General features: G+C 38.8%; 18 protein-coding genes. 7 read left to right on the forward strand and 11 right to left on the reverse strand.

The annotated features are described in order from the left end of the window. Nucleotides 1–10: 10 nt before the first annotated feature. From BFP77_RS10520 to BFP77_RS10530, 3 genes are all read right to left on the reverse strand, one after another. Nucleotides 11–829: a 3-keto-disaccharide hydrolase gene (locus BFP77_RS10520; protein ID WP_099573988.1), complete on the reverse strand. Its 819-nt coding sequence runs from the start codon at nucleotides 827–829 to the stop codon at nucleotides 11–13. A 15-nt stretch (nucleotides 830–844) separates the two neighbouring features. Next, nucleotides 845–1,594 carry a 3-keto-disaccharide hydrolase gene (locus BFP77_RS10525; RefSeq protein WP_099573989.1) on the reverse strand — a complete coding sequence of 250 codons (750 nt, stop codon included), beginning with the start codon at nucleotides 1,592–1,594 and terminating at the stop codon, nucleotides 845–847. Nucleotides 1,595–1,681: 87 nt separating this feature from the next. Beyond that, nucleotides 1,682–2,734, reverse strand: coding sequence for a sugar phosphate isomerase/epimerase family protein (locus BFP77_RS10530; protein ID WP_099573990.1), 1,053 nt, complete (start codon nucleotides 2,732–2,734; stop codon nucleotides 1,682–1,684). Between the two features lie 160 nt (nucleotides 2,735–2,894). On the opposite strand from BFP77_RS10530, the gene BFP77_RS10535 reads away from it, so the two are divergent. Beyond that, nucleotides 2,895–4,598 carry a GMC oxidoreductase gene (locus tag BFP77_RS10535; RefSeq protein WP_099573991.1) on the forward strand — a complete coding sequence of 568 codons (1,704 nt, stop codon included), beginning with the start codon at nucleotides 2,895–2,897 and terminating at the stop codon, nucleotides 4,596–4,598. Nucleotides 4,599–4,666: 68 nt separating this feature from the next. Continuing rightward, complete coding sequence (locus BFP77_RS10540; protein WP_099573992.1) at nucleotides 4,667–5,125, forward strand: ASCH domain-containing protein; 459 nt, start codon at nucleotides 4,667–4,669, stop codon at nucleotides 5,123–5,125. A 51-nt stretch (nucleotides 5,126–5,176) separates the two neighbouring features. Here BFP77_RS10540 and BFP77_RS10545 read toward each other — a convergent pair whose 3' ends face one another. The 4 genes from BFP77_RS10545 to BFP77_RS10560 are packed head-to-tail and all read right to left on the reverse strand — an operon-like array spanning nucleotide 5,177 to nucleotide 9,047. Further along, nucleotides 5,177–6,316, reverse strand: coding sequence for a Gfo/Idh/MocA family protein (locus tag BFP77_RS10545; protein WP_099573993.1), 1,140 nt, complete (start codon nucleotides 6,314–6,316; stop codon nucleotides 5,177–5,179). Between the two features lie 45 nt (nucleotides 6,317–6,361). Then, nucleotides 6,362–7,591 carry a nucleoside permease gene (locus BFP77_RS10550; protein WP_099573994.1) on the reverse strand — a complete coding sequence of 410 codons (1,230 nt, stop codon included), beginning with the start codon at nucleotides 7,589–7,591 and terminating at the stop codon, nucleotides 6,362–6,364. 3 nt (nucleotides 7,592–7,594) lie between these two features. Beyond that, nucleotides 7,595–8,038 (reverse strand): DinB family protein, encoded by a 444-nt coding sequence (locus BFP77_RS10555; protein WP_099573995.1) that lies wholly within the window; start codon nucleotides 8,036–8,038, stop codon nucleotides 7,595–7,597. A gap of 16 nt (nucleotides 8,039–8,054) precedes the next feature. Further along, entirely contained in the window at nucleotides 8,055–9,047 is a 993-nt protein-coding gene (locus BFP77_RS10560; RefSeq protein WP_099573996.1) for a sugar phosphate isomerase/epimerase family protein, read from the reverse strand. Between the two features lie 171 nt (nucleotides 9,048–9,218). Between BFP77_RS10560 and BFP77_RS10565 the strand changes: the two genes are divergently transcribed. From BFP77_RS10565 to BFP77_RS10575, 3 genes are read left to right on the forward strand one after another with little or no spacing between them, the layout of a single operon-like run. Next, nucleotides 9,219–10,937: a GMC oxidoreductase gene (locus tag BFP77_RS10565; protein WP_099573997.1), complete on the forward strand. Its 1,719-nt coding sequence runs from the start codon at nucleotides 9,219–9,221 to the stop codon at nucleotides 10,935–10,937. Continuing rightward, nucleotides 10,937–11,584: a gluconate 2-dehydrogenase subunit 3 family protein gene (locus tag BFP77_RS10570; protein WP_099573998.1), complete on the forward strand. Its 648-nt coding sequence runs from the start codon at nucleotides 10,937–10,939 to the stop codon at nucleotides 11,582–11,584. The genes BFP77_RS10565 and BFP77_RS10570 overlap by 1 nt, the downstream gene beginning before the upstream one ends. 1 nt (nucleotide 11,585) lies before the next feature. After that, the gene (locus tag BFP77_RS10575) at nucleotides 11,586–12,506 is read left to right on the forward strand and encodes a hydroxypyruvate isomerase family protein (protein WP_099573999.1); all 921 of its coding nucleotides are present in this window, start codon (nucleotides 11,586–11,588) and stop codon (nucleotides 12,504–12,506) included. A 655-nt stretch (nucleotides 12,507–13,161) separates the two neighbouring features. Here the strand turns inward: BFP77_RS10575 and BFP77_RS10580 are convergent. The 3 genes from BFP77_RS10580 to BFP77_RS10590 all read right to left on the reverse strand — a co-directional run bounded on the left by BFP77_RS10580 (nucleotide 13,162) and on the right by BFP77_RS10590 (nucleotide 17,808). Next, a complete protein-coding gene (locus tag BFP77_RS10580) occupies nucleotides 13,162–15,663 on the reverse strand; it encodes a ribonucleoside-diphosphate reductase subunit alpha (protein WP_099574000.1) in 2,502 nt (833 codons plus the stop codon). Between the two features lie 140 nt (nucleotides 15,664–15,803). Beyond that, nucleotides 15,804–16,790 (reverse strand): ribonucleotide-diphosphate reductase subunit beta, encoded by a 987-nt coding sequence (locus BFP77_RS10585; RefSeq protein WP_099574001.1) that lies wholly within the window; start codon nucleotides 16,788–16,790, stop codon nucleotides 15,804–15,806. 472 nt (nucleotides 16,791–17,262) lie between these two features. Beyond that, nucleotides 17,263–17,808, reverse strand: a complete 546-nt coding sequence (locus tag BFP77_RS10590) for a hypothetical protein (RefSeq protein WP_099574002.1) — start codon at nucleotides 17,806–17,808, stop codon at nucleotides 17,263–17,265. 508 nt (nucleotides 17,809–18,316) lie between these two features. On the opposite strand from BFP77_RS10590, the gene BFP77_RS10595 reads away from it, so the two are divergent. Together BFP77_RS10595 and BFP77_RS10600 are read left to right on the forward strand one after the other, a co-directional pair. Then, on the forward strand, nucleotides 18,317–19,051 hold the full coding sequence (locus BFP77_RS10595; protein ID WP_099574003.1) for a LytR/AlgR family response regulator transcription factor: 735 nt from the start codon (nucleotides 18,317–18,319) through the stop codon (nucleotides 19,049–19,051). A gap of 191 nt (nucleotides 19,052–19,242) precedes the next feature. Next, nucleotides 19,243–21,036, forward strand: a complete 1,794-nt coding sequence (locus BFP77_RS10600) for a tetratricopeptide repeat-containing sensor histidine kinase (protein WP_257212939.1) — start codon at nucleotides 19,243–19,245, stop codon at nucleotides 21,034–21,036. On the opposite strand, the gene BFP77_RS10605 is transcribed toward BFP77_RS10600, so the two are convergent. After that, on the reverse strand, nucleotides 21,029–21,598 hold the full coding sequence (locus tag BFP77_RS10605; RefSeq protein WP_099574005.1) for a DUF3109 family protein: 570 nt from the start codon (nucleotides 21,596–21,598) through the stop codon (nucleotides 21,029–21,031). The genes BFP77_RS10600 and BFP77_RS10605 overlap by 8 nt on opposite strands. Between the last annotated feature and the right edge of the window lie 13 nt (nucleotides 21,599–21,611).

The following is a 21,611-nucleotide window of genomic DNA, read 5'->3' on the forward strand; positions in this document are numbered from 1 at the left end:
AAATTTAAGACTACAATTCTCTTACCCAAATATTACGATAGCTTACACGACTATCGTCCCCATGATCTTGAAGCATTAATGGCCCTTTACCATGCGCTGGATTCTTTGGCCAACCGATATAAGGCGTTGTACCCTTAATTTCTGTATGATCTTGAATTACAACACCATTATGGAAAACAGTTAGGGTGCCAGATTTTATCTTGCCGCCCTCCTCATTAAACTCCGGTGCGTGATAAATAATATCGTAAACATTCCATTCCCCTGTCGGGGCCGATGCCATGGCCAAAGGTGGACCTTGTTTGTAGATGGCACCAACCTGTCCGTTAACATAGGTATCGTTATTATTATTGTCCAAGACCTGTACCTCATAAATACCGTTCAGGAAAACACCGCTATTTCCTCTATTCTGACCGTCTCGCTGAACGGGAAGGGGCGATTTCCACTCAATGTGCAATTGTACGTCTCCAAATTCTTGTTTCGTCCTAATATTTCCCGTCTTATCTGCAACCGTCATGCTACCATCTTCGTTTAAATGCCACTTAGCGGCCGTACTATCTTGGACATGCATCCACCCTTCTAAAGAAGTTCCATCAAAAAGAACAATAGCGTCACTAGGGATGTTTCCATTCAACGCGGACCCAACCACAGGTACTTTTGGCTCGTAGTATTCCGTACCTTCTGGAGTTGTGGGCTCTGGCTTTTTATATTCTTCATACACAATAACAGCGTCTCTATTCTCAATATCAGAGCTAACTTTTTCTTTGGACGGTTCTTGGCAAGAACTCAATAGTAGCGCACATAGTACACCGAGGGCACGTAGTTTATTCATTCTAGATACTTTAGTTTACAGTTCTTTAATATTAATATTTCTATAGGCAACAACATCGCCATGATCTTGTAACCCTATTTTACCAGTGGTATATTTTCCAAAATGCTCCCAACCATTAAATTTAGACTGGCTTACCATGGCACTCCACTCTGGGTCGTTCACTGGGAAATTTACGATTTCAACATCGTTAAGCACAACGATTCCTGTATTTGTCTTATGGTTTACTGTAATTACACAGTGATTCCATTCTCCTATTGGTTTGGTAACATCTTCCGAAGGAGCCACCATGTCGTATAGAGCTCCTGCCTGATGTGTCGTTCCGTTCTTACCGTCAGGGTGCTTGTCGTTGTCCAGCACTTGTATCTCAGGACCACTTTGATAAGCTTCGCTTAGGGATGGGTCTTCATGAACTCCCCAAAAAATACCGCTATTCCCGGCCTCGGCTATTCGCCACTCCAGAGACAGGACGAAATCTGTATATTCCTGTTTGGTCACAATGTTAAATGCTTCTCCTTTTTTTCTATCCTGCGGAGGATAAAAAACCATTGCTCCGTCTTCTAGCTTCCAGGGTTCCGTAACTTCGCCCCTGCCGTAGTAATGCCAATTATCAAAAGAACTTCCGTCAAAAAGTGTGGTCCAGTCTGCCGGCGTTTCTTTTTTTTCTTCCAATTCTACTTTTTGTTCTGCTATATCCGTTGGTTTTGTTTTCTCCTTACAGGAGCCGAACGCAAAAACCAAAGCCGTTACTACTAATAGTTGTTTCATGATTCTAAGTTTAAGCGTTAAAATAAAGCAGAAAAGCTATTTGACATTCTTTTTTCTACGAACAACATTTTTAGGCACCAGTAGGCACTAAATTCCAAGGATTTTTTTCAACATTTCCTTGTCCACGGCCGACCCGGCAAAATCATCAAATGTTTTTTGAGTAGCTTCTATGATGTGGTCCTGAATAAAAATAGCCCCTTCTCTTGCACCCTGCTCGGGACTTTTAATACAACATTCCCATTCCATCACTGCCCAAACGTCACAACCGTACTGCGTTAGTTTTGAGAATATGGTTTTGAAATCTATCTGTCCGTCACCTAGTGAACGGTACCTTCCTGCGCGATTTCCCCAATCATTGTACCCCCCAAAAGCTCCTTTTTTACCCGTAGGATTAAACTCTGAATCTTTTACATGAAATGATTTGATAAACTCATGATAGTGGTCTATATATTCGATATAATCCAGTTGCTGTAATACAAAATGGCTAGGGTCATAAAGAATATTTACCCTCTTGTGGTTTCCCGTAGCTTTTAAAAACCGTTCAAAAGTATCTCCATCATGAAGATCTTCTCCCGGGTGTATTTCATAACACACATCAACACCTTGCTCATCGAAATGGTTCAAAATGGGCATCCAACGCTTGGCAAGCTCTTCAAAGCCCATTTCTACCAGTCCCGCAGGTCGTTGGGGCCATGGATGCCATGTGTGCCAAAGTAGGGCTCCGGAGAATGTGGCGTGCGCCGTAATCCCTAATCTACGGCTCGCAGTAGCAGCTTTTTTCACAACATCTACCGCCCATTCCGTTCTGGCTTTAGGATTATTCTTAACGGCATCCGGGGCAAAATTATCGAACATTAAGTCATAAGCAGGGTGTACGGCAACCAGTTGTCCCTGTAAATGCGTAGAAAGTTCTGTGATTTCCAAACCATAGGAGTTTACCTTGCCTTTTAACTCGTCACAATAGGTTTGACTTTCTGCCGCTTTATCCAAGTCTATTAAAAAACTTTCCCATGTGGGTATCTGTATACCCTTATAACCTAGATCGGCAGCCCATTTACACATCCCGTCTAGCGAATTAAAAGGTGCTTTATTATCTACAAATTGTGCCAAAAATACTGCTGGCCCCTTTATTGTTTTCATATTGTCCTGTACTATTTGTTAATTAAAATGTGTCTTATCTGAACTTTATAAAGTTCAGATTTTAATCCTATATTTAGAAAATACTTGTTTGATATTGGGTTTTAAACGAGTTACGTTATAAATATAGGAATTACATCAGTATTAGAATAAAATTATCCGGATGAATCAAGATAACACGTATGACGCAATCGTCGTAGGAACAGGAATAAGCGGTGGTTGGGCTGCCAAGGAATTGTGTGAGAATGGCTTAAAGACCTTAGTCTTGGAGCGAGGTCCAATGGTGGAACATATTAAGGATTACAAAACCATGAACGATGACTCGTGGGACTATCCGCTTAGGGGAGAACTTTCCAAAGAAGATAAAGAGAAATACCATAAACAACGTCGCGTAAATTGGGCTCCACGGGAAGACGTAAAACACTTCTTTGTGAACGACTTGGAACATCCTTATGAAGAAATAAAGCGTTTTGATTGGATAAGAGGATATCACGTTGGTGGACGTTCACTGACATGGGGCAGACAAAGTTACCGCTGGAGCGATTTAGATTTTAAAGCAAATAAAGAAGAGGGTATTGGCGTAGACTGGCCTGTTCGCTATAAGGATATAGCGCCATGGTACGACAAGGTAGAGGAATATATAGGAGTAAGTGGAGAAAACCTTGGTTTGGCACAATTACCAGATGGCAAGTTTCAGCCACCAATGGACCTAAATTGTGCCGAGGAAGAATTTAAAACTGCCGTTTCAGATAAATTTGACGATGGCAGGCTGGTTACCATTGGCAGGGTGGCACACATCACCGATAAGGATGCTAAAGTAGAGGGAAGAAATCCGTGTCAATATAGAAATAGATGTTGGAGGGGCTGCCCATTTGGGGGTTATTTTAGTAGTAATTCTTCTACGTTACCCGCCGCGGAACGCACCGGAAACATGACTCTGAGACCAAATTCTATAGTTCATGAGGTGGTCTATGACGACAAGACCAAAAGAGCGACCGGGGTAAAGATTATTGACGCAGAAACCAATGAGGCACTAACCTTTAATGCAAAAGTCATATTTTTATGTGCTTCCGCAATGGCCTCCGTTGGCATTATGCTGCAGTCTAAATCAGAGCGTTTTCCTAACGGTCTAGGAAACGATTCAGATGCACTGGGTAGAGGAATTATGGACCATCACTACAAACTAGGGGCCACCGCTAAAATCGATGGATATCTGGACAAATACTACAAAGGCAGAAGACCCAATGGCTTTTACATTCCTCGTTTTGTAAATCTAGACGAAAAGACCAAAAGAGAGGGTTATCTAAGAGGCTTTGGTTACCAAGGAACTGCAAGCAGAGAAGATTGGTCCTCTTCTGTAGCCGAAATGGGTTATGGGTCTGCGCTGAAGGAAGAAATACTCAAACCCGGAAAATGGCAAATAGGAGTTACCGGGTTCGGTGAATTCTTACCTTACGACGATAACCGGGTAATGTTAAGCACAACAAAGAAAGATAAATGGGGTTTACCACAGCTTGCCTTTGATGTGGAATTCAAGGAGAACGAATATAGAATGAGGGAGGACATCAAAAAAGAGATTGTAGCAATGTTCAAAGCTTCGGGATTTAAAGATGTACAGCCGTACGACGAACCATCCGGACCAGGGTTGGGTATTCATGAAATGGGAGGTGCGAGAATGGGTCACTCTTCAAAAACTTCAATCGTCAACAAGCACAATCAGGTACATCTTGTACCCAATGTGTATATGACTGATGGTGCTTTTATGAGTAGTTCTAGTTGTGTAAATCCATCTTTGACCTATATGGCGTTCACAGCAAGAGCAGCCAACCATGCGGCCAAGGAATTTAAGGCCGGGAAGTTTTCTTGATGCCTTGAACCGCACTACAGTTTTGCAAAAAGTAACAATATAAACCAAATACCGTACGTTTAAATTTCATGGAAAACGCTTCTGCTAACAATATGTGGGGAGATTACTTGAAAAATCACCTTGAGGATGTCTTTCATGAGGCACCAAAAACCGATTATTTCTGTGATAATGAAAAAGATGCCAACGAATGCGCCGCCTTGGTAAAAAAGGGCATTAAAAGAGCCACCTCACATTCCTTGCTTGGTCTACAATATAGGAATGAACCACTTCCTAAAATAGGAGATTTCTTAGTAGTTACAAACTGGGAGGGTACAGCACAATGCATTGTACAAACGACCGCGGTAAAACTTAAACCATTTTTTAGTATCGATGAAAGCTATGCTAAGTTGGAAGGAGAAGGAGATAAAAGTTTAGCATACTGGAAAAAAGTTCATTGGGATTATTTTACCCGTGAATTGGAACCTTTTGGACGTGTTCCGAGAGAAAGTATGATTATTGTATGTGAAGAATTCGAAAAAGTATTTTAAAACAAAAGCCGCAAAAAGCGGCTTTTGTTTTATATGAGCAAAAATCCTTGGTTACTCTTCCAATTGCACCCAGGTATTTCCGTTCTTATGTGATGCTACCGTAGATTCAATAAAATCCATACCACGTACGCCATCGGTCATGGTAGGGAATTCTCCGTCATTATATTGCTCTCCCCTTATGGCACGTGCAGCTCCCAGATAAATATTGGCCATAGAATCAAAAATACCCTCTGGATGGCCAGCAGGAAGTTTTGTTCCATCTAAGGAAAGCTCGGAATTATAAGCATGGCCAGGTTTGTATACTTGCATGGGCTCCGTATCGCTCATTTTATAAAGGAAATTCGGTTTTTCCTGTTCCCATCTAAAGGCCCCCTTTTCACCATAAATTGCAATTGCCAAACCGTTTTCCTCTCCAGTAGCTACCTGGCTGCCTCTAATAACACCTTTTACATGATCTTCCAAACGGATAAGTACGGTCCCGTCCACGTCCATCTGATTGTCTTCATACAGGTAATTGAAATCACACAGCAATGATTTTACTCTTAACCCAGTGGTGAATTCTACCAGATTAAAGGCATGTACGCCAATATCTCCCATACAAGAACTTATCCCGGCTTTTTTAGGGTCAAGCCTCCAAACAGAAGAACGTTTGTCCTTATCATGGATAATGGTGTTTATCCAACCTTGGTAATATCTGGCATCTACCTTATGTATTCTTCCTAGGACGCCTGCTTTGATCATTTCTCTCATTTGACGCACCATTGGATAACCCGTGTAGGTGTGTGTCAAAGCGAAAACAGTTCCTGCTTTTTTATGGGCCTCTTGTAATATCTTAGCTTCTTCCAATGTTGTGGTCATTGGTTTTTCGCATATAACATGAAAACCGTTATCCAACAACTTCTTTGCCATAGGGAAATGCAGGAAATTTGGCGTAAGGACGGAGCAAACCTGAATCCGTTCTTCAAAAGGAAGCTTCATCTCCTCTTCTATAAACGTATCAAAATCCTTGTAAATTCTATTAAGAGGAACGTCTATCTCCTTCGCAAAAGCCAAGTTGGTATCAAAATCCGGATTAAAAACAGCACCGGTAATCTGATAATTATCGTTTATATGGGAAGCTACCCTATGCAAAACTCCAATAAGAGAATCTCCTCCCCCTCCTAAAATTCCTAATCTAATCTTCTTTGGCATGTCGTAATCGTCTTTAATTATTTAAACTTCAATTTATATAAAATTCTAAGATTTATAGTCGATTTTTTCTGATTTGAACAAAAGAGCGAACAAAACCAACACAATCGCTGCAAAGCCCGATGGATATAACCAAATAGCATCCCATAAATGGGTTCCATCGCTAAGCGTATGACTATTGGAAATTTCCCCTGCTATCCAAAAACCTATTAACATTCCTACGCCGTATGTAGCCAATGTTATTAAGCCTTGAGCGGAACTTTTATATTTGACTCCGGCTTTGCTATCCGTATAAATCTGTCCAGAGACAAAAAAGAAATCATAACAAATACCGTGCAGTGCTATACCTATCAATAACATGAATCCTAAGGTTCCTGTATTACCGTAAGCAAAAAGCAAATACCGCACCGCCCAGGCCAGCATGGCAACAAGAATGGTCTTCTTAAACCCAAATCTCGTAAAGAAATATGGTAATAATAGGATGAAAAGAATTTCGGAGATTTGTCCTAAGGTCATTTTTCCCGTCGGATTTTCCATTCCTATTTCTACCAAGAACGGATTGGCGTTTTGATAATAAAAAGCTAAGGGAATACAGATTAAAACGGAAGAGAGAAAGAATATGAAGAAGTTCTTATCCTTCAATAATTTTAGCGCATCTAAACCTACCATCTCGGACAAGGTTAATTTTTGCGTGCTTTGGGCTTTTGGAGGTGTTTTAGGTAGCGTAAAACTAAAAACTCCAAGTACCAGGGAAGCAATGGACGTCATCAAGAAAGTATTTTTAAGCGAACCTGTAGAAATCCTGACATCGGAGTCCCAATGAAAAAAATAGCTGATTAAAAGCCCAGCAAAAATCCAACCTATCGTACCAAAAACACGCACTAAGGAAAACTCCTTCGCCGGATTCTTCATTTGATTAAAAGAAACGGAATTAACCAAGGCCAAGGTTGGCATATATAGTATCATATATCCGAGAACGAAGGGATAAAAGAGGGCAAACGAGGTAGTTCCGTACATCATGTAAAGCAGCCCAGCGCCAATAATATGCAGAACACCGAGTATTCTTTCCGCATTAAAATATTTATCCGCAATTAACCCTATTATAAAAGGAGCGACGATGGCACCCCATGACTGCGTAGAAAATGCCTGGGCTATTTGCCCGTCCGTAGCGTTAATATTACGCCCCAGAAAAGTACCGAGCGTAACGAACCATCCTCCCCAGATAAAAAATTCCAAAAACATCATAATACAAAGCTGTATTCGGACCCCGGTTTTCATATTTTATCTTTTGTAGTAAACGTAGTCTAATACAATGGGTTGTATGTCGTTATTTCTAAAGTCTGTGGCTATTTGTCCCCTATGGTTTGTTGAGTGGTTTATTATATGAAAAAGCATATCCTGGAGGGTGTTGGTAAACAGTCTACCCTCGGTATTTTCGTAATCTATTCTCTTTTCAAAATTATCCGCGTTAGTGGTAATTTCAAAAGAACTCCTTTGGTTTTCATAGTGAATGTCTGCCCAATTCTTAATCGGATGTTTAACCCAAGCATCAAAGTCCGATGGTCTACCTAAGATTCTAGCATTCCAAATATGATGGGCATTTAATATATGACTAAAAAGATCCTGACTTTTTTCTGGAACCTTCTCCAGAGTCATAGCGTTGTCTATAATTTTCTTGTTACAATAAAAATTGTAATCAAAAAGCTCGTTAAAAAAAACTTTCATAGGATGTTGGGCTCTTTTAAACCACCTCTTTAGCGGCCTTAAGTAATAAATCTCTGGTGGCTTTTATCCCGGCTTCCTCATCCAATACACTCCCTTCATATTCCACTCCTATAAAACCTTTATAGCCATGATCTTTTACCATCTGTAACATTTTTACGTAATCTATTCCAATTTCATTACCATCGGCATCAAAATTATTAGATTTTGCACTGACTGCCTTGGCATAAGGCATCAATTCTTTTACTCCTTTGTACTTATCGTATTCTAACTCGCACTCCCGGCTATCCGGTTTTCTGGTGATACAGAAATTACCAAAATCCGGCAATGTCCCACAGTTATCCATATTCACCATTTTCATGACCTCGGCATGCATTTCTCCGTTTGAAGAAAGACCTCCATGGTTTTCCACTAGTATATTAATGTTTTTCCCTTTAGCGTAAGTTGATAATTTGGTGAGTCCGTCTACCGAATTCATTTTCCATTCTTCGGGATCAAGACTTCCGTTAAGATTCACCCTAATGGAGTGGCAGCCCATTGCAGCTGCGGCATCTACCCAACGCTTATGCTTTTCAACAGTTTCATTTCGTTCAGCTTCATCACTTACGGCTAAATTTCCTTGACCGTCAATCATAATAAGCACGTTTTTCATTCCATGCTTCTCCGCCTCAGCATTAGATTTGTTCACGAAAGCAGCCATAGCTTCTTCGGAATACTCTGCATCCGAAAGCTCTGGATTATAAAGCTGACTCACATATTCCAATCCCGTAAAGCCCCAATTTTTCGCCTTTTCAGCAAAGGTGTAAGGATCTACCCCATCTTCCCTTATCATACGATGTATAGACCACTGCGCCAGTGAAAGGGTAAAAAATGGTGCTGCATCGGCCACTTCATCCGTTACTTCGGCTGTACTGTCATTCTCTTTCTTTGTTTCCTTACAAGCGTATGTTCCTAGGAACGAAATGCCAACACTTGCTACGGAGGTTTTCCTAATAAAATTTCTTCTTTTCATCGGTTCGGTATATACTTTTAAAGGTTAGCTGTTTACTAATAATACAACTGTTAAAAATAAATCTAAAAATGATGTTCTCTAACGTTTTAGTTAGGAATCATCAGGAAGATTGCGGATTAAATGTAGAGAATTAATTTTATATTTAATAAATTTAGGAACTAAACAATTTCTATGAGTAAATTTTATTACAACGAAGAGCAGGAATCTTACGACGCAATTGTTGTCGGAACTGGTATTAGCGGTGGTTGGGCTGCAAAGGAATTATGTGAAAATGGCCTAAAGACTCTTGTTCTAGAGCGGGGAAGAATGGTAAAACACAGGGATGACTATGAAACGGCCAATATGGACCCGTGGGATTTTCCAAATGCAGGGCAACCTACTCAAGAAGATATTGCTAAACAAGAAAAACAACACAGAACAGGATACACCACCCAAGCTGCCAGCAAAATGTGGTTCGTGAATGACTTAGAGCATCCTTATAATGAAGTTAAACGTTTTGACTGGATGCGCGGTTACCATGTTGGTGGACGTTCCTTACAATGGGGCCGTCACAGTTACCGTTGGAGCGACATAGACTTTAAAGCAAATTTAAATGATGGTCACGGCGTGGATTGGCCTGTGCGTTATAAAGATATTGCACCCTGGTATGATAAGGTAGAGTCCTACATTGGCGTTACCGGCGAGAAACTTGGCCTTCCGCAACTTCCTGATGGGCAATTTGAACCTATGATGGAGCTGAACTGCGTTGAACAACACGTTAGGGAAAAAGTAGCGGAAAATTTTAATGGCAGAGTTATTACTGCCGGTCGTGTAGCGCATATCAATAGTGATAAACAGTTTGATGGCGATGGCCGTTCTAGATGTCAATACAGAAACAGATGTATTCGCGGATGTCCTTTCGGCGCCTATTTTAGCAGCCTTTCCTCAACATTGCCTGCAGCCGAAGCAACCGGGAACATGACACTGAGGCCAGACTCCATTGTACATGAAGTTATTTATGATGCAGATTCTAAAAAAGCGACCGGTGTAAAAGTTATAGATCGTGTAACAAAAGAAGTCTATGAATTCAAAGCTAAGGTAATTTTTCTTTGTGCTTCTGCCATAGCATCGACCTCTATTTTAATGCAATCCAAATCCGACCGTTTTCCAGATGGTATGGGGAACGATTCCGACCAACTTGGCCGTAACATTATGGATCATCATTTAGGAGTAGGCGCACAAGGAAAATTCGACGGATTCGAAGATAAATACTACAAGGGAAGAAAACCCAACGGAATTTACCTTCCGCGTTTTAGGAACCTAGGAGGTGATTCCAACAGAAAGGATTACACAAGAGGTTTTGGTTATCAAGGAGGTGCCGGAAGAGGTAATTGGGAGGAAAGTATTGCAGAGCTTTCCCACGGTGCAGCACTCAAAGAGGCTATTCTTAAGCCAGGAGGTTGGACCTTTGGTATGGGTGGTTTCGGCGAAGTATTGCCCTATCAAGATAACCGTTTCACCTTGGATTATGACAAATTAGACCAATGGGGCTTACCCACGGCAACCTTTGATGCAGAATTCAAGGAGAACGAATTGAATATGCGAAAAGATATGATGCAGTCCGCTGTGGACATGCTTACCAAGGCAGGACTAAAAGAAGTAGAACCATTTGATAAAGAGACAGCTCTTGGTCTTGGAATCCATGAAATGGGTACTGCCAGAATGGGTCGTAATAGAAAAACGTCTGTAGTAGACGGGAACAATGCCTTACATGATGTGCCCAATGTTTATGTCACTGACGGTTCATTCATGACATCCGCCAGTTGCGTTAATCCATCGTTAACATATATGGCATTTACGGCAAGAGCGGCAAACCATGCAGCAAAAGAACTTAAAAAAGGAAATATATAATGGATAGAAGAAAAGCACTTAAGAACTTGGGGTTAGCAATGGGCTACACCGTAGCCACCCCAACATTAATTAGCCTAATGCAAAGCTGTAAAGGTGAACCTGCGGTAGTATGGACGCCAGATTTCTTTACAATCGATGAAGGCTCGGCTGTTACTAAATTAGTAGATATTATATTACCTAAAACAGATACTCCTTCTGCCTCAGAAGTTAATGTTCATCTTTTCATTGATAAATTTGCAAATGAAGTGATGGAAAAGGAGCAACAAGATTTTGTTAGAATGTCCATGAACAAGTTTATGGATAAAGTCTTGGCGGATAGTGGAAAGGAACAAATAAAGGATATAACCACAGAGGATCTAGAACCGGTCTTAGCGGCCGCTTTAAAAGTGAGCAACGAAGATAAGGTAACGAACATGAAGATGATAAACACGTATAATAAAGCTGTCGCCGCAGGTGAAGAAGCCCAGCTGGATGATACGGTCTCGCGTTTTGCCTTTGCCGATAATTTGCGAGGTATGACCATTTGGGGCTATAAAACATCAGAATATGTGGGTGAAGAAGTATTGGCCTATCTTCCAGTTCCTGGGGAATATATCGGGTGTGCCGATACCCAAGAACTAACCGGAGGAAAGGCTTGGTCTTTATAATATGAGACGAAGAGGTTTTATTCAGAATTCAATTTTGACCGGTGGTGCAATGGTGTTAGGTACCAATTTTTCATTTGCATCTGGCAAAAGTGACGTTACAGCACCTGTGTTTAACCTTAAGTATGCGCCTCATATAGGCATGTTTGAACATCATGCGGGTAAGGATCCTATTGATCAACTTAACTTTATTGCTGATCAGGGTTTTACCGCTTTTGAAGATAACAATATGAGAACACGAGAAATCAGTGTTCAAAATGAAATGGCTAAAACCATGCAAAAACGTAACCTTGAAATGGGCGTTTTTGTAGCGCATAAGATTTATTGGAAGGAACCCAATTTGGCATCCGGAGATAGCGAAAAGAGAACTGAATTTTTAAATTTCATAAAAGAGTCCGTTGAAGTTGCCAAACGTGCTAATGCTAAATGGATGACCGTAGTTCCTGGGCATGTCGATTTAAAACTGAACATGGGATACCAAACAGCTAACGTTGTTGAAACCTTAAAGCTAGCATCGGCTATTCTTGAACCTCATGACCTTACGATGGTATTGGAACCTTTAAATTTTAGAAATCATCCAGGACTATTTCTCACGAAATCTCCACAAGCCTACGAAATTTGTAAAGCTGTTGATTCTCCTTCTTGCAAGATTCTTTTTGATATATATCATCAACAGATACAGGAAGGTAATTTAATCCCTAATATGGAAGCTTGTTGGGACGAAATAGCCTATATACAAATTGGCGATAATCCAGGGCGTAAGGAACCTACTACCGGGGAAATAAACTATAAAAATGTCTTTAAGTTTATACATAGCAAAGGATTTAATGGCATATTAGGCATGGAGCACGGTAATTCACGACCAAATAAAGAAGGCGAGCAAGCCGTTATAGATGCGTACAGAAAAGTAGATAACTTTCTCTAATATTATACTTCTAGAGATAGGAAAGCCGCAATTGAGTATTGCGGCTTTCTTGTATATTCAAATTGCTGCATCTTCTTATTAGCTTTTTTGCTTATAACTTTTTCTTTCTGATGTCGCTCATCGAATAAATTCAACATTTCGATGAACTACCATGTGCAATGGTAAGTAATAGCGCATTTATCCGTTACTTTATATAAGTCCCAAATTTATAATTATGTTTCCCTACTTATACCTACTTACAGTCTATGTACTGCTATTTTGTATTTCTAAAATCAGCTTTCATTTTTACATGAAACGAAAAACTGGTCTTAGCCAAGAAAAATCTTTATCCCATAGCACAGGTCTAAAAAAACCATATTTATTAAATTTTAACAATTTTTTTAATGATTTAATAAAATTTCCATAGTCCATTTTGCGTTGTTATTACGTATATAGATTAAATCCCCTAAAAAAAGCACTATGGATAATTATGTGATTATATTAATGATATATGCAGCGGCCCTTGTATTCACAAGTGTTTTAAAGCCTTATATAAAAAATAAGTAGATATTATATTCTGGAATGAAATCAAAAAGACACCGTTAATAACGGTGTCTTTTTGGTTAAACGATATTCAATATATCACTAAAAGAGTTTTAAATTTAAACTGTAGGGCCTAGGATCCACACATGAGACAATCATCGTCTGCTTGCCCTTCTTTTGCCCGTGCTATCATCTCTTTCATCTCCGCTGGTGTCATAGGTTTAATATCTGTCTCTACTTGTCCCTTAGTTTGCCCCTGTGGCATGTCCGTATTAACTTTTAATTCCGCTGTAGAAGCTGAATCTACTCCCGTGGCGGCAAGAACCTCTGCCTCTGCTGCAATACTCACAGGAACCTCTTTCTTCTTGGTGTTATCCAAAGTAAATTTGATAGCATCAACAGCAGCCTTGGTTCGCAGGTAATACATTCCCGTCTTTAGACCGCTTTTCCATGCGTAAAAATGCATTGACGTCAACTTTGAATAGTTAGCGTTTTCCATAAACAGGTTAAGGGACTGGCTTTGATCAATGAAATAACCTCTATGACGGGACATATCGATTATATCTTTCATACTTAATTCCCATACTGTCTTGTACAATTCCCTAATCTCTTGTGGAATGGTCTCAATATGCTGAATAGATCCGTTTGCTCTCATCAGCTCCTGCTTCATATTTTCATTCCAAAGACCTAGACCCACCAAATCCTCCAATAAATGCTTATTTACTACAATAAACTCACCTGACAGAACCCTTCTGGTATAAATATTAGAAGTGTAAGGCTCAAAACACTCATTGTTTCCAAGTATTTGAGAAGTAGATGCTGTTGGCATAGGAGCCACTAACAAAGAGTTCCTAACGCCGTTCTTTTGAACCTGCTTTCTTAATTTTGCCCAATCCCAACGTCCTGATAATTCTTCGTCCTTAATGCCCCATAGGTTATGTTGAAAGTCTCCTTGCTCAATAGGTGAACCTTTATATGAAGAATATGGACCTTCTTCCTTTGCCAATTCCATAGAGGCGGTAACCGCCGCAAAATAGAGTGTTTCAAAAATTTCCTGATTCAAGTTCTTGGCCTCATCACTAGTAAATGGCAAGCGTAGCATTATAAAGGCATCTGCAAGGCCTTGTACACCCAATCCAATAGGTCTATGGCGCATGTTAGAATTCTCGGCCTCTTTTACGGGATAATAATTCCTGTCAATTACTTTATTCAAGTTTTTGGTAACTCTTTTGGTTACCTTGAAAAGTTCCTTATGGTCAAATGCACCGTTCTTAACGAACATTGGAAGGGCTATAGAAGCCAAATTACACACAGCAATCTCATCTGGAGATGTATACTCCATAATTTCCGTACATAGATTTGATGAACGGATGGTTCCTAAATTCTTTTGATTGCTCTTACGGTTGGCAGCATCTTTGTACAACATATAAGGCGTACCTGTTTCTATTTGAGATTCCAATATCTTTTCCCAAAGATCTCTGGCCTTAACGGTCTTTCTGCCTTTTCCTTCTGCTTCATACTTAAGATATAACTCCTCGAACTCCTCACTGTGCTTTGTAAATAACCCTGGACACTCGTTAGGACACATTAAGGTCCAATCCTCGTTGCCCTCTACTCTTTTCATAAATAAATCGGATATCCACATGGCATAGAATAAATCACGTGCACGCATCTCTTCTTTACCATGGTTCTTTTTTAAATCAAGAAAATCATAGATATCTGCGTGCCATGGCTCCATATAAATTGCAAAACTACCCTTACGCTTTCCACCACCCTGATCAACGTATCTCGCCGTATCATTGAACACTTTCAACATAGGCACTATTCCATTAGAAGTCCCGTTAGTTCCTCCAATATAGGAACCTCTTGCTCTAACATTATGAATAGATAGTCCTATGCCTCCTGCGGATTGCGAAATTTTTGCTGTCTGTTTAAGGGTATCATAAATCCCGTCGATACTGTCTTCTTTCATTGCCAATAAAAAGCAAGAGGACATTTGGGGTTTAGGTGTACCAGAGTTAAACAAGGTTGGCGTTGCATGTGTAAAATACTTCTTGGACATTAATTCGTATGTCTCTATAGCCGCATCTAAATCCTCTAAATGAATTCCTACGGAAACACGCATTAACATGTGTTGTGGACGCTCCGCTATTTGTCCGTTAACTTTTAGCAAATAGGAACGCTCTAATGTTTTAAAACCAAAATAATCGTAACCAAAATCTCTGTTGTAGATTATGGTAGAATCCAATCTTTCGGAATTTTCAGAAATCACCTTGAACACTTCGTCTGATAATAACGGTGCTTTCTTACCCGTCCTTGGGTTAATGTATTCGTATAAATCCTTCATTGTTTCAGAGAAGGACTTTTTGGTATTCTTATGTAGGTTAGAGACCGATATCCGCGCAGCTAATTTTGCATAGTCCGGATGCGTGGTTGTCATTGTTGCTGCTATTTCCGCAGCTAAATTATCAAGCTCGGAAGTAGTAACCCCATCATACAGACCTTCAATAACTCTCATAGCTACTTTCAATGGGTCTACAAGACCATTGAGCCCGTAACATAATTTTCTAACTCGAGCTGTTATCTTATCAAACATTATCAGCTCTTTTCTTCCGTCTCTTTTTACTACATACATTCTGTTACAGTTGTTTTTATGGGTTATTCATTCTGTCCATGTCATGCACTAAAAAGTTATCTTAAGCCAATACATGGAAAATTCTATTTATGGTATTATATATCTTTTGAAACCTCTAAGTTTCCAAAAGTGATCGATTTCTAGAAATCTGCGTCGAAACTAATTTTTTGGGCATCCTCATCTTTTTCGTTGTTGAGGACTCCTGCTTTTTGGTATTCAGAAACACGCTTTTCAAAGAAATTGGTTTTCCCCTGCAGGGATATCATATCCATGAAATCGAAAGGATTCGTTGCATTATAAACCTTATCGCACTCTAATTCTACTAATAATCTATCGGTAACGAACTCCAAGTATTGTGTCATTAGTTTGGAGTTCATTCCTATAAGACTAACGGGTAATGACTCCGTTATAAATTCACGCTCTATATCCAGAGCGTTGGTTAAAATCTGCTTTATTCTATCCTTTGGGACTTTATTCATCAAGTGCTTATTATGAAGATGAACCGCATAATCACAGTGCATACCTTCATCTCTAGATATTAACTCATTAGAGAAGGTAAGGCCCGGCATAAGCCCTCTTTTCTTTAACCAAAAGATAGAACAAAAAGCTCCTGAAAAGAAAATTCCTTCCACAGCGGCAAAGGCGATAAGGCGCTCTGCAAAGCTTGGGGACTCAATCCAGTTTAAGGCCCATTCCGCCTTTTTCTTTATGGCAGGAAAGTTCTCTAATGCTTTGAACAAAACATTTTTCTCCTTTTCATCTTTCACGTAGGTATCGATCAAAAGTGAATAGGTCTCTGAATGGATATTCTCCATCATTATTTGAAAACCATAGAAAAACTTAGCTTCTGCATATTGTACTTCACTAACAAAATTCTCGGCCAGGTTTTCATTTACGATTCCGTCCGAAGCTGCAAAAAACGCAAGGATATGTTTTACAAAATAGCGCTCGTCCTCACTCATTTTGTTCTCCCAATCATTCAGGTCTTCGGTAAGGTCTATTTCCTCAGCCGTCCAAAAACAGGCCTCACATTTTTTATACCATTCCCACAAATCGTGATGTTTGATAGGGAAAATTACAAAGCGGTCGTCATTTGGTTCCAGGATAGGTTCTAAGGCTGCGGACATAGTTATTACTTTTTAAAATTAATTGTAAAGAAGATGAAAACCACCTTCTAATAGGGACTAACAAAGATGTGGAAATACGAACGATTTACGAAGTCTGTTTTATCATTTGAAGCACAAAGTTTTTAACACAACATGTTGAAATCTAAGCTCACAAGTGATGTTTGCTGCCTTCAGGGACTACTCCAATGAAATATAAAATAAACTCGAAGATTGAACACGAAAAAATAAACCAAAAAGTATAATTACTATACCTCTTGGTTTATTCAAAAGCTAAAAATAATTTAAGCCAAATTGTACGGCTCTTCCTGTGCTTCATATAATGAAAATGCCCACCAAGTGCTAATTAAGGTAGTTCCCCCGAAACCTATATTAGACTTGCAACTTGACAGACTAGCTGTATCAGTCACTTTTTTGGCGCTCAAAACACCGGTTGAAAATACATCCGAAAACATATTCTCTGAACCGTACCTCTTTATGGCTTTACATCTTTAATTGTATTAAACTCACCATATATTGTAATGGTTTTTCCTTTTTCGTTTGAAAATTGCATATTTAAATTAGCTTTGAGCCTGTTATTGGCCATTGCTACTAATTCGATATTTCCGGTTTTTGAGAAAAATGGTTTTTCTCCAAGAGAATCCATATTAACAACTCCAAAAATACCGCTGAAATCACTCAAGAAGCCTTCAATTGGGGCAACGGTATATTTCTTATGAAACCTCCCAGCAGATTGGGAAACACCGGAAATGAAAAGCGATATAGTATAGGGCTCCCCATCTTCCTGAATCAAAAGTTCTAATTCTAAAGAACTTTTACCATCTGGCATATCAAAAGTGTTGGCCTTAATTTCAACGTCACTAGAAGTATCTAAAGTTTTAACAAGATTGTTACTGTGAAAAGAAAAACTTTCAACACTTTGGGACGGTAATTCAATATCCTTATGTCTATTCGATATTAGAAGCATAGGTACAAGTCCCAAAAACAATACTTTAAAGATTTTTATTAACGTGTTCGGCATTGGTCTTGATTTATTTCCCTTTGTGGTTTACAAAAGACTTATTTTCTACAATCTCTTTTTGACCTACCGGACATTCGCTGTCTGTGTTTTTTGAACTGTCAATTAAAACTGCAATACATAACGTAAGTTTAAAAAACACCAACATTAACATACATCTTTTCATGACTACTTTGACTTCTTTAGTTTTATTGTTTATACGTTAAACAATAAATTGTTGGATTATCTTCTTTAAAAGCTAAAATAGACCAACACCTAATACTTAAGGGTCATTATGTATAATCTGCATATTTTATTGTGTAAACGGGGGAACTAAAATTTTCTAGTCCCATTAGAAAACAATTTATGTAATATTTTTCTTGTTAATAAATAATTTTAAATCATTCGGCCAGGTACCTGAGTTTTAGTGCCAATTATACTATAATAACTTCCATTGATACAAAAAAAACCTCATTCTCACTAGTGAAATCTTATTTTTAACTAACTTTCATTTTTGATTTTTCTCGTATATATGTTAGAAGCCGTAATTGTAGATGATGAAATAAAAGCCTTGAAAAGCCTGACTTGGGAGCTTACCAACTTTAGTGAAGAAATAAACGTATCCGCATCTTTCACTAATCCGTTTGAGGCCTTAACTTATTTGGAAAAGAATACGCCCGATTGTCTTTTTCTAGATATTGAGATGCCTACTATGGACGGATTTCAATTTATACAGAAACTTACCAACAAAAATTTTCCGGTAGTCATTACTACAGCCTATAATCAATATGCGATTAAGGCTTTAAAAAATGAAGCTATTGATTATCTTCTGAAACCAATAGATACCGATGATCTAAAGGAAACGATTATCAAAATAAAAAAGTTCAACACCAAAAATTTCACTGCGGAAAAATTGGAGCAAATATTGCTTAATTTTAATTCCAATCTCATAAATAGAAAAATTACCTTGAATACGGACGGTAAGCTATTGTTTTTAGAAAGTGATGAAATACTGTATGCAGAATCTGATGGTAATTACAGCACTATTTTTCTTGCCGATGGTCAAAAAATAGTTTTGACCAAGAAACTAAAAGAAGTTAATACCTTATTACCTCAAGATTCATTTTTCAGAATTCATAATTCCTATATCATCAACCTCAACAAAATAAAGGAATTTTTAAAAACCGATGGTTATGTGATCTTGAAATCCAATCATAAAATTCCAGTTTCCAGACAAAAGAAATCGGACTTCCTTGATTTATTATAGTACGATTTATGGGATTTCGTAAGTCAATTAATCAAAACCGCTGTCATAATAGCACATCGCTACGTTTCAATTTTTTTAAGTTATTTATAGTACTCTTTTTCACAAGTTCAAACTACGGACAGGAAATTCCCGAAAATTTTAAGAACAGCGTAGATAGTTTGATAAGGGTTACACCTGAAACTTACTCTGAGATGGATAAAGTTCTGCGCCCCTTTAGGAAGGATACCCTATTAATGCGCTATTTTAACACCAAAGCAAGGCAAAATAATTATTTGGACGGGCAAGCTTATGCACTGAATCAAATTGGGCGTACGTATAGAAGTATTTCGGAATTCTCTAAGGCACTCATATTATTTCAAGAAGCACTAGAGGTTTCCAGAAAATCAGAGAATATCGAATTTCAGGTCTACAGTCTAAACATGATAAGTGTTGTTTTCAGAAGAACTGATGCCATTAAATCTGCCCTGGACTACAGTCAGGAGGCTTTAGAACTTGCCGAAACCGTTAAAAACCCATCTGTTGGCTTAAAAAGAAGTATCAACGTCTCTTTGAACAGTATTGGAAACATATATCAGATATTGGAGCAGTACGACTTGGCAATCGAAAAGTTCAAGCAATCAATGAGATTAGAAAAAGAGCTGGAGAATAAGTTGGGTCTGGCCATAAACCATCAAAATATAGGTGAATGCTATGAAGCTCAAGGGAAACTTAAGAAAGCTCTGGATAACTTCCAAAAATCACTAGCCTACAATATTGATATAGACTCGGATAAGGGTAAAATCATCTGCAATTATAGCATAGCCCATGTTTATGTACATTTAGGGAAGATGCAAGAAGCACTAAAGTTGTTGAATAGCGCTCTTGTTGCAGCAAAACCATTGGGCGACCAAAAGATTATTTCATCTATCTTCATTAACCTAGGTTGGACCTATATTCAATTAAATAAGTACGATTTAGCCGAAAATAATCTTACCGAAGGCTTAAGAATAGCGCAACAATATAATTTACCTGCCGAAATTGCGGAATCCAATAAGTTTCTCTCGGAGCTCTGGATAAAAAAGGACGACTTTAAAAAAGGGATGGCTTTCTATAAGGAAGCAAAGAAATATGAAGAACAGATTACGAACAACCTTAATTTAAGATACGTAAATGACATGATTCTAAGGTATGAATCTGAAAAGCGCGCTAGTCAACTAGAAACTTTGGCCAAAGAGAACGAGACGGTACGGCTTAAGTTAAGAAAGAACCGAACCATGTTGCTTATTAGCGGTATTGGCTTGGCTCTGTTGGCTGGCATCCTATACATTCTATACAGACAATACCAACTGAACAACGAAAAAAAGCTCCTCACCTTGGAACAGACGATGTTACGAAGCCAAATGAACCCTCATTTCCTTTTCAATTCGCTTAACTCCATTAAATTGTACATCATCAATAATGAGAAAAAGAACGCTGTTCATTATTTGAACAAGTTCTCCAAATTGGTTCGTAAAATACTGGAGGCCTCCTCGCAGCGGGAAATTCCTCTGGCAGAGGAGTTAGAGACGGTAGAACTTTATATGAACATTGAAAATATAAGATTCTCGAACGAGATAAATTTTAAGATAAAAGTGGAAGAAACCTTAGATGTACACACCATAAGGATACCATCTCTTATATTACAACCCTTTTTAGAAAATGCTTTATGGCACGGACTCTCCTCAAAAGATGGGGAGAAAAACATAGTATTAGAAGTCATGAAAGCTCAAGAGGGCTTTATAAAAATATCAATTATAGACGATGGTGTGGGCAGAGATGCTGCGGAAAAAATAAAACAAGGAAAGGTCCTAAAACGAAAATCTGTTGGTATCGATATTACAAAAGAAAGATTGGCCAATTTTTCCAAAGACTATCAAAATTCCTTCCACGTAGAGATAATTGACGTTTACGATGATTCCAATAACCCGTCGGGAACTAAGATAGTACTACATATACCCACTATTTAAGGTGCTCTTGAGCTACTTCTTCTAATTCGTTGTACCAATCGGCTCCGAACTTTCGGATCAAAGCTTCTTTCACAAATTTATAAATAGGCACTTTTAGCTGCTCTCCTAAAGCACAAGCGGGGTCACAAATTTGCCATTTATGGTAGTTTACGGCTGTTAGCTCGGTGTATTCTTTAATTCTGACAGGATAGAGATGGCATGAGACTGGCTTTTTCCAATTGGTCTCACCTTGGTTATAGGCCTCTTCAATACCACACTTGGCTATTTTATTTACATCGAAAATAACGTAAGCGCAAGCATTTCTGTTTACCAATGGCGTTTCCCATTCGCCATCGTCTCCTTTTACAAAAGCTCCCTTTTCTTCTATAACGGAAACTCCTTCCTCACTTAGAAAAGGTTTTACTTTGGAATAGATATCAACCAAGATTTCCGTTTCATTATCTTCAAGTGGTGCGCCGGCATCGCCATCTATGCAGCAAGCTCCTTTGCAGGCATTTAGATTACACACAAAATCGTTCTCAATGATTTCCTCAGATACTATAGTCTTTCCTAATTGAAACATGTGCAGTTATATT

Source organism: Maribacter sp. 4U21, from assembly GCF_002742365.1.
GTDB lineage: Bacteria > Bacteroidota > Bacteroidia > Flavobacteriales > Flavobacteriaceae > Maribacter.